This window comes from Zobellella denitrificans, assembly GCF_002237365.1.
Lineage (GTDB): Bacteria > Pseudomonadota > Gammaproteobacteria > Enterobacterales > Aeromonadaceae > Oceanimonas > Oceanimonas denitrificans.
Genome location: NZ_NMUO01000200.1, coordinates 1 through 880, shown reverse-complemented (window position 1 = coordinate 880; position 880 = coordinate 1). Strand labels below are relative to the sequence as shown.

Below are 880 nucleotides of genomic sequence, written 5' to 3'. Positions count from 1 at the left end.
GGTTGCTCCAGAAGTAGATAGCTTAACCTTCGGGAGGGCGTTTACCACGGAGTGATTCATGACTGGGGTGAAGTCGTAACAAGGTAACCGTAGGGGAACCTGCGGTTGGATCACCTCCTTACCTTAAATCTCAACGTCTGTTGAGTGTTCACACAGTTTGCTTGATATGAGTAGAGCGCTTTTGATAGAGGCGTGATTGTGTGGTTTGCCGATAGCCAACAATGCACCGAGTTCAGCAACGCCGCGCACAAGCCCAGTTTTGTTCTTGCCGCTCGGGTTCGCAGAGCTCACCACTCGCCTTTACCAAAAATCTGCAACGCTGAGCGTTGCAAATCGATTTTTGGTCCCCTTCGTCTAGAGGCCTAGGACACCGCCCTTTCACGGCGGTAACAGGGGTTCGAATCCCCTAGGGGACGCCATTTGCGCGCTAAGCCTTAAGCTGGCAGCTGGAAGAGAAATTCTTCAAGCCTCCAACTTAGAGCTTTACTGCTCTTGCTCTTTAACAATTCGGAAAAGCTGATGAATAAAAGTAGTTCTTGATACTGCAAGTGTCTTGGAACTTCTTGGCGAAACAATGTTGTAAGCATCAGTCACTGATGCAGCGACTCCGCTAAGCAAGTGAAGCTTTTTAGGCGAGTGTCATCGACGTGAGTTCGAGGCGCGGATTGAGCGAGTCTCCTGAGCATAGTAAGCCTATGTGATGGAGTGAGCGAAAGCCGCAACGAAGAAATCACTAAGAGGACGCCGCATAAAACACACTTCTTGGGGTTGTATGGTTAAGTGACTAAGCGTGCACGGTGGATGCCTTGGCAGTCAGAGGCGATGAAGGACGTGCTAACCTGCGTTAAGCACGGGTGAGCTGGTAAGAAGCGCTTGAGCC

At 50.5% G+C, this 880-nt stretch carries 1 tRNA gene and 2 rRNA genes; all 3 read left to right on the top strand.

Annotated features, from left to right (window positions below):
- A 16S ribosomal RNA gene (locus tag CGX12_RS19340) occupies positions 1-121 on the top strand; the annotation flags it as partial.
- 222 nt (positions 122-343) lie between these two features.
- Positions 344-419: transfer RNA gene (locus CGX12_RS19335), tRNA-Glu, on the top strand.
- Positions 420-774: 355 nt separating this feature from the next.
- Positions 775-880: ribosomal RNA gene (locus tag CGX12_RS19330) — 23S ribosomal RNA — on the top strand; the annotation flags it as partial.